Origin of the sequence: Micromonospora sp. NPDC049171 (genome assembly GCF_040648275.1) — a bacterium.
Classification (GTDB): Bacteria; Actinomycetota; Actinomycetes; order Mycobacteriales; family Micromonosporaceae; genus Micromonospora.
Map to the genome: position 1 here is coordinate 22,195 of NZ_JBEZDJ010000049.1, position 8,608 is coordinate 30,802.

General features: G+C 68.1%; 4 protein-coding genes. All 4 read right to left on the reverse strand.

What is annotated here, in order from left to right; translation table 11 throughout:
* Nucleotides 1-4,449, reverse strand: coding sequence for a DUF6531 domain-containing protein (locus AB0B14_RS35875; RefSeq protein WP_357526551.1), 4,449 nt, complete (start codon nucleotides 4,447-4,449; stop codon nucleotides 1-3).
* A 430-nt stretch (nucleotides 4,450-4,879) separates the two neighbouring features.
* Nucleotides 4,880-5,542 (reverse strand): hypothetical protein, encoded by a 663-nt coding sequence (locus AB0B14_RS35880; protein ID WP_357526553.1) that lies wholly within the window; start codon nucleotides 5,540-5,542, stop codon nucleotides 4,880-4,882.
* 86 nt (nucleotides 5,543-5,628) lie between these two features.
* Complete coding sequence (locus AB0B14_RS35885; RefSeq protein ID WP_357526555.1) at nucleotides 5,629-6,111, reverse strand: hypothetical protein; 483 nt, start codon at nucleotides 6,109-6,111, stop codon at nucleotides 5,629-5,631.
* The coding region (locus AB0B14_RS35890) for an RHS repeat-associated core domain-containing protein (RefSeq protein WP_357526557.1) at nucleotides 6,101-8,608 on the reverse strand (2,508 nt) is incomplete at its 5' end. The genes AB0B14_RS35885 and AB0B14_RS35890, both read right to left, overlap by 11 nt.

The following is an 8,608-nucleotide window of genomic DNA, read 5'->3' on the forward strand; positions in this document are numbered from 1 at the left end:
TCAGAAATTGCCCATAAAGTGCAGGGGGATCGCTTCGCTGGTAGGCGTTACGTGGGTGATGCCCTGGTTGAGAACATCGATCCCCTCCTGGGTGTTGACGAAGAACTCCTCCTGGTTGCCGTTCGGCCCGCCCATCTGTTTGATCGACTGCGCAAAGTCGTCTGGCACCTCGACCCGGACGGTTTGGCCTCCACGGCCGTACCCGGTGGCCGCTCGGGTGAAGTCATCGGTGAGGTGTACGCCAGGGATGGGCGTACCCGGCCTCTTGCTTGCCACCGCGACGTCCAGAGCGAACTGTGTGCCCTCGAACTTTTGCGACCCGTGGTAAAGGACCTTGTAGGGCGCCAATCCGAATGGGTCGATTTCATACAACGGGTTGGCGACATAGCGGTGCGGGTCCGGGCCGGGAAAAAGGCCCAACGGGTCTGCCGAGAGGTAGCGGGCACTCTCGGGCTCGTAGTACCGGAAGCAGTTGTACGAAGCGCCGGTTTCTGGGTCGTGGATCTGGCCGGGAAACCGCAGCGGGCAGTCGGCACCGGTGGCGCTGACCTGGGTCGGGATGCCCCAGATGGTGCTCCGCTGCTGCCAGGCGACCTCGCCGTCCGGTGCGACCAGTTCGGTGGGGGTGCCGACCAGGTCGGTGACGATCGCGTAGAAGCGGCGGTCCACCTCGTCCTGGTCGGCCACGCCGTCGGTCTGACTGATCGGGGTGAACGTGCCCGGGGCGTACTCCCACGTGCTGGTCTTGTCACCAGCCTCGCCGCGATGGGTCTGCTCGATCAAACGCGGGCCGTCCCAGGCGAAGTCGACCTGCTCGACCACACCACCGTCGGCGTCGAGACGCTGCTTGGCGACCCGCCGGCCCAGCGCGTCGTACCGGTAGCGCCACCGACTTCCGTCCGGGGTGGTGACCGCGACCAGCCGACCCTCGCTGTCCCAGGTGTAACGCCAGCTCAGCGGCTTGGCCGAACGTTGCTTGATCTGCCGCAGCGTGACCCGGCCGGCGGCGTCGTGCTCGTAGCGCACGTTCCCGGCGGAGCGGATGAGGGTGCCGGTGTACTCCCGCTCGCCTCGTGCGTCGCGATCGCTGTCGTCGCCCGTGTCGCCAGACCAGGTGGCGCTGGCGACGTTGCCCGCGTCGTCGTAGGCGTACCGCTCGGTCCACTCGGCGGCCTGCACGGCGGTGACCCGGCCGGCGCGGTCCAGCTCCAGCCGGCGCTCGCCGGTGAGCTGGTCGGCGATGTCGGTCAGGTGACCGTCGGAACGGTACTGGTACGCCCGGTGCGCGACCAGGTCGGGCACGCCGCCGTCGACGGCCGGGCTCGCGGTGAGGATCTGGGAGAGCAGCCGGTGGTTGGCGTCCCAGCTCTGGGTCAGGGCGATGCTCCCGACCGTCCTCCGGGTCTCCCGGCCGGCCGCGTCGTGGGTGAAGCTGACCGTCGCGCCGCCGGTGTGCAGGGCGACCGGCCGTTGGCCGTCGTACTCCCAGGCACTTTCCACCCCCGACGGGGTACGCCGGTGCGTCCGTCGACCGAGCCCGTCGTAGGACGAGGTCACGGGCTGGCCGTCGCGGATCTCGGCGAGCACCCGACCCAACGGGTCCCGCTCGAAGCGGAGTTCGACATCGGGTGAGGTCGCGTGCAGGAGCCGGCCGACCGGGTCGTACCCGAAGGTGGTGACGCCGTCAGGGGTGCGCTTCTGCACGACGTTGCCCAACAGGTCGCGGACCAGCTCGATGCTCTGCCCGGCGCCGTTGGTGCGGGTCACGGCCTGACCGGCGGCATCGAGGGTGTACGTCTGGGTGCGACCGTTGAAGTCGGTTTCGGCGATCAGCCGTCCGGCCGGGTCGTAGTCGTAGGACCAGACGAGCCCTTGCGGGTTGGTGACCGTGGCGAGGCGCAACTCGGTGTCGTACCCGAACGCCAACCGCGCGCCGTCGGGGCCGGTGCGGGCCGCGGGCAGGTCGAAGTGACCGATCTCGAATTCGGTGGTTGCCCCGGTCTGGTCGGTGTGGGTGAGCAGGTTGCCTTCCGGGTCGTAGGTCCATTCCTCGCTCGCCCCGTCCGGGGTGCGCCGCCACGCGAGTCGCCCCTCGACGGTCCAGCCGAGGCGGGTGGTGCCGCCGAGCGGGTCGGTCACCTCGGCAACCCGTCCCGCCGAGTCGCGCCGGTAGGTCGTCACCGCGCCGGTGGGATCGGTGAGCCCGCTGATCAGCCCGGTCGGGTCGGTGGTCACCAGCAGGGTGTTGCCGAGGGCGTCGGTCACCTCGGCAAGGTGGCCCGCTTCGTCGTAGGCGTACCGGGTGGTCGCGCCGGCCGGGTCGGTGACCATGGTCAGGTTGCCGCGTTCGTCGTACGCGCGCCGCCAGATCGCCCCGTCGACGTCGGTGACCACGACCGGCTGACCCACGTCGTTGTACGACGCCAACGCGCGGGTGTCGTCCGGGCGGGTGACCTCGACCAGGTTGCCGTCGTCATCGTAGGACCAACGAGTCGTCCGCCCGAGCGCATCGGTCTCGGACAACTTCCGATCAAACCGATCCCAGACCGTCGTAGTGACGTTACCCAACGCATCGGTGACCCGTTCGGCCTGCCGCAGCTCGTTGAGCTCGTAGACGGTCGCGTGGCCCAACGAGTCGACCACCGTGGTGACCCGGGCCTCGGTGTCGTAGCGGAGCAGACCCGTCAGATACCCGCCGGTGCCGGCGGTGGCGACGCAGCGACCGTCCTCGTCATAGGTGTAGCGGTACTCGGTGCCGTTACGATCCGCCCACCGGGTGACCCGCCCGTCGATGTCGTAGTCGAAACGCAGCGGCAACCCGGAGGAGTTGACCACCTCGGTCAGGTCACCGGCCTCGTCGTAGCGGAACCGGACCACCTCGGTGTCGTCCTCGCCGAGATCAAGCCCGACGATCCGGTTCTCCTGCGTGCGCACCCGGACCCGGTAGCCGCCGGAATGCACCAGCTCAGCGGGTGCGCCGCTGTCGTCGTGGCGCACCTCGACCCGGTGACCATTGCGGTCGGTCAGCGCGACCAGGGGCAGCTGGGCCGCCAGGCTCCCGGGCACCGACCCGAAATGCCAGGTCCACCCCGATGCGGGATTGGTGACCCGGTAGATGCCACCCTCCGGGTCCTGCGTCAACGGCCAGCGCGGCCCCTCGGTCGGCAGCCGGTCCGGGCGACCGTCCTCGCCGACTGGGTAGATCAGGGTCATCCCGTCGGCGGTGGCGACGTACACGCCGGTGTCGTCGACCTCGATGCGCTGATCCAGCGTCGAGGCCCAGGAGCGGCCGAACCAGCTCCCCATCCGGTACGACGACAGATGTGTGCGCGACAGCAGCAGCGGCAACACACCAGGCAACGCGACGTCAGTCTGAGTGAGCACCATGTCACCACAGGCGATATCGATCGGATCCAACCGCGCCAACCGCTTGATCGCCTCGATGCCGTTGGCCCTCGGGTTCGCCAAACCCCACCGCGCCACCGAACCCATGTTGCGACCCCGGGCGGCAACTGACGAGAACGCGTGCGCCACGCGGGTGCCCTTCAACGCGCCAGCGCCGAGCCGGGCCAGTTTGCCCACTCCGGGTAGCAGATTGAGCCCGACGTCGATCAGGATCGTCTTCAGGCTGCCCTTACCCGTAGCGGCGTAGATCGACAGGTCGATCGCGGAGGCGAGCAGGGCGGTGCCGATCGCGATCGGCGCCATGATCGGGGCAAGGATCGGAATGAACGACAACAGACCGGCGACCAGGGAGACGATCTTCAACGCACTCGACAGTTGCGCCAACAACTCCTGGTTGTCGCGGACGAAGTTGGTGAACTGACCCTTCAGATCCCACCACTTCGGATTCTCCTTGAACCGCAAACCCTTCGCGTCATTCACGGCCCGCACACAGTCACGCACCGCCGTAGCCAACTCACCGCGTAGGGCACCCGCCTGGGCCACGCACTCGTCCCAGTCTCGCTGCGCCTGCGACAACGCCGAACCCGCCGCACCCGCATCCGACCGATACGTGTCCGGCTCCGCCGCGGCGGCTTCCTCCGGCGGACGGTCGGCGACTTCCTGCTCGTGACGCTCATCAGCCTGCTTCGCCCGATCGGCACGCCCCCGCGCCGCCTGCAACGCCGCCCACAGACCCGGCGCACGCTGCGCCAACGGACGCATCCGATCCTGCAACGACGACAACGAACCCGCGAACGTCGTCAAACCCGACGACACCCGCCCGAACGCATCACCAGTCACCCGCAAATGCCCCGGCATCTGGGCGTTCAGGCCCTCCCGGAACAGGTCCCCCTCCGGACCCACGAACTGACTCGTGTCCAAACCGGTGATCTGCGCGGCGGCCTGCGTTGCCGCCGAACCGAAGCCCTGCCACCGCGACGCCGACGATCGAATCGCCGACGGATCACCATCCATCTTGAACAGATGCCCCGGAAACTCAGCCATCGCGCCGGACCTCCCCCGTCCACGCCAACACGCCTGAAGCCCTCGCAGCGCCCGACATGGGGCAGCTAACCACCCGGCACCACGAACCAGGACAAGCCCCGATGAGCTGGCCCTACCGCCATTCGAACATAGACACGCAACGAGCTTTGACCACTACCGCAGTCGCATTTGGCGCCATCTGACGTAGGCCGGCTTTTTCCGCACCACCCGCCCGCCACCAGCCTCCACCCACCGACCGCCACCATCGCCCTCAAACGGCGCGCTCGACGCGCAGCTCGCGCCGGCCGCCCGAGGCGTCGACGCGGGAGGCCCTCCACCTCGTGGCCGTGCGGACCAGTCGCATATCTCGCACAGGTCTGCGGCAGCCCACGTCAGTCAATCGGCAACGGGTACGCGCGACTGTTCGGCACTACCGGCTCGTCGCCGGCCTCTACGCGGTGACGTGGGGGCGAACGGCCAGGCACTGGTAGCGCAAGTTGAGCCGGCCGATGGCCTCCGCGTACTTGCCGTAGTAGACGTCGGTCAGGATCACCATCGGGTAATGGGCGCCCGCATCGGTGAGTGCGCTGATCGGCAGGGAGAGGTGGAACAGTCTGCGGATCTCCATCAGTGCTTTCATCCCGGGACGGTGGGTGACCAGAACGTCGATCAGCCCGGTCGGGGCCGCCTCATCCCCGACATCTTCGGCTGACTTCATTGACCGGAAGCCGTCCACAGCCAGGCCCGCCAACCGGCCGACACGCGTGCCGTCGTCAGAGCCCACCGCCCCGAGGCCGATGAGGACGACCTCGGGGGCGGGGTCGTTCCTCGCGACGAACAGGCCGGCTCCGCCGCCGTCGTCCCCGATCAGCAGCAGGCCCGGTGCGTAGTCCGAGATCTCGTACGTGAGGTTGCGTTCGGCGATCTCGTCCGGCCCGTAGAGGGACACGTCGGCTGCGGCGTCCACCGGCCGCACGCCCGTCCAGACGTCGAGCAGCGCCTCCGGCGGCCGGACGCCCACCTGCGCCTCGACCCGTCGGGCGATCTCCTCCCGACCGTCGTCCACGACATGCTCCCCCCGATCCGCCCAGCCCACGATCGAGTCGGTGCTCATGGTCAGTTTGCCGTGCTCGTCGTACTCGCGCCGTCAGATCGCACCGCGCCACGGAGGCCGGAACGCCTCATCCGGGGCAGACCCGTTCAGGTCACCTGGCCACACCCGAGCCGGCCTGCTGCCCACTCGAGCCTGTCTTCCCAGGTAGCACCATAAAAAAGCTCAGCAAGCAACTCTTCCGACTCCTCGGGTGAGAGACGCTTGCCGCCCAGGCCGGTGCCCGAGAGGTCGCCACCAGCAGCCATATTCCAATGTGCGGCGACGATCACCCCGAGCACTACCGAGCGCCTGTCCCGGTTCGCGGTGACATACCCGATGCCGGTGCCACTCGAAGAATCGTAGTTGAATTGCACCAACTCGACGCTGGACATTCTCCCAGCTATCTCAGAATTCAGGACATAAGAGAAGGCCGTGTCTCCCTCCGCTGGTTCGGAGCCCACCTGGGCATCGTCTTCGAGACGCAGAACGACCGCCGTATCAGCCAGGCGCTCAAGCGTCTTCCTCACCTGCTCGACGAGGCTCTGCGGATCCAGCGGTCGCCCACCTTCGATACTCCACTCAAGTGCCATAGTGAACCCAGCCTTCACCAGTTCGAATCGAGATCTGGGAGAACGCCGGCCCACCGGCCATCCTGGCCAGGTGGTCGATTCCGAGGGCGTCAGCCATCGAGACACCATGGGCGCGGATGAAGAGGATCGCTCCCTGATCACGAAAATCAGTCTTCAAGATCGAACGTCGCGCCTTGTCGGCCGCTCCCTTGAGCGCGTTCACGTTGTTGGCGCTTCCGGGCGCGACCTCTTTGAGGCTTGCCGGGGCGCCGTTCCAGAACCCGTCGACGCCGGCCGTGTTGCTGACACTCTGTCCCTCGAAGTGGCCGCCAAGTTCGTCAGCAATCTCACGCGCTTGGACATATTCGTCGTCGGACAAGCCGTTCCGCGCCACTGTTCCGCAAGGCACCAATCCGAAAGGATCGATTGCGGCGGTAGCATTGAATACGTATCCGTGCGGCCTCGCGCCGGCCACCAGCCCGAGTGGATCGGTGGATAGGTAGCCAACGCTCACGGGGTCGTAGTAGCGGTGATGGTTGTACGAGGCGCCGGTCTCTGAGTCGTGGATCTGTCCGGGGAAGCGGAGTGGGCAGTCGGCACCTGTGGCACTGGCGTGGGTCGGGATCCCCCAGATGGTGGTGCGCTGCTGCCAGGCGATTTCGCCGTCCGGGCTGACCAGTTCGGTGGGTGTGCCGACCAGGTCGGTCACGATCGCGTAGAAGCGGCGGTCTACCTCGTCCTGGTCGGCGAAGCCGTCGGTCTGGCTGATCGGCGTGAACGTGCCGGGGGCGTACTCCCAGGTGCTGATCCGGTCGCCGCCGTCGCCGCGGTGGGTCTGCTCGATGAGACGTGGGCCGTCCCAGGCGAAGTCGACCTGCTCGACCACGCCATCGTCGGCGTCGAGGCGTTGCTTGGCGACTCGGCGGCCGAGCGCGTCGTACCGGTAGCGCCACCGGGTGCCGTCCGGCGTGGTGACGGCGGTCAACCGGTCCTCGCTGTCCCAGGTGTAGCGCCAGGTCGACGGCTTGGTCGAACGCTCCTTGCGCTGCCGCAGCGTCATCCGACCGGCCGCGTCGTACTCGTAGCGCAGGTCGCCGGCCCGCCTGATCAGGGTGCCGGTGTACTCCCGTTCACCTCTGGCACCACCAACTCCGCCGGCGGCACCCGGCCAGGTGGCACTGGATATGTTGCCGGCGTCGTCGTAGGCGTACCGCTCAGTCCAGTCGGCGGCCTGCACCCCGGTGATCCGGCCGGCCCGGTCCAGTTCCAGCCGTCGCTCGCCGGTGAGTTGGTCGGCAACGTCGGTCAGGTAGCCGTCGGCGCGATACCGGTAGGCCCGGTGGGCGACCAGCCCCGGCACTGACGCTGGCCCCGCGGAACTCGCGGTGACGATCTGCGAGAGCAGCCGATGATTCGCGTCCCAACTCTGGGTCAGCGCGAGACCACCGACCTCACGCCGAGTCTCCCGACCGGCCGCGTCGTGGACGAAGCTGACCGCAGCCCCACCGGTACGCAGGGCCGCCGGTCGATGCCTGACGTCGTACTCCCACACACTCTGCACCCCCGAGGGAGTACGCCGATGCGTCCGTCGGCCGAGCACGTCGTAGGAAGAGGAAACCACCTGACCGTCGCGGATCTCGGCCAGCACTCGGCCCAACGGATCCCGCTCGAAGCTGAGTGCGACCTCGGGCGAGTTGGCGCGGAGCAGCCGGCCGGCCGGGTCGTACCCGAAGGTCGTGGTCCCCTCGGCGGTGCGTCTCTCGACGACGTTGCCCAGCGGATCGCGGACCAGCTCAATGGTCTGCCCGGCACCGTTGGTGCGGGCCACGACCTGGCCGGCCGGGTCGTGCGTGTAGGTCTGCGTCCGGCCGTTGAAGTCGGTTTCGGCGACCAGCCGCCCGGCCGGGTCGTAGTCGTAGGACCAGACGAGTCCTTGCGGGTTGGTGACCGTGGTGAGCCGCAACTCGGTGTCGTAACCGAACGCCAACCGCCCGCCGTCCGGTCCGGTGCGCGCCACCGTGAGGTCGAAGGACCCGATCTCGAACTCGGTCGTCGCCCCGCTCTGGTCGGTGTGGCTGACCAGGTTGCCCTCCGGGTCGTAGGTCCACTCCTCACTCACCCCGTCCGGACTCCGCCGCCACGCCAGCCGCCCCTCGATGGTCCAGCCAAGACGTGTGGTGCCGCCGACCGGATCGGTGATCTCGGTGATCCGGCCAGCCCGATCGCGTCGACAACTAGTCACTGCGCCGATGGCGTCGGTGACCCGCGTGAGGAGGCCGGCGGCGTCGACTGCCACCTCAACGGCGTTTCCCAGCGGGTCGACCATCTCGGCGAGGTGACCGGCGTCGTCGTAGCGGTATCGGGTGGTCGCGCCAATGGGGTCGGTGATCATGGTCAGGTTGCCGCGTTCGTCGTACTCACGGCGCCAGATCGCACCGTCGACGTCGGTGACCACGACCGGCTGACGTAGCTCGTTGTACGACGCCGACGCCCGGCTGCCGTCCGGGCGGGTGACCTC

What these genes read in the sequence shown, in the direction of transcription:
- AB0B14_RS35885 (WP_357526555.1), bottom strand. Translation starts at nt 6,111, where the DNA reads ATGGCACTTGAGTGGAGTATCGAAGGTGGGCGACCGCTGGATCCGCAG.
- AB0B14_RS35875 (WP_357526551.1), bottom strand. Translation starts at nt 4,449, where the DNA reads ATGGCTGAGTTTCCGGGGCATCTGTTCAAGATGGATGGTGATCCGTCG.
- AB0B14_RS35880 (WP_357526553.1), bottom strand. Translation starts at nt 5,542, where the DNA reads ATGAGCACCGACTCGATCGTGGGCTGGGCGGATCGGGGGGAGCATGTC.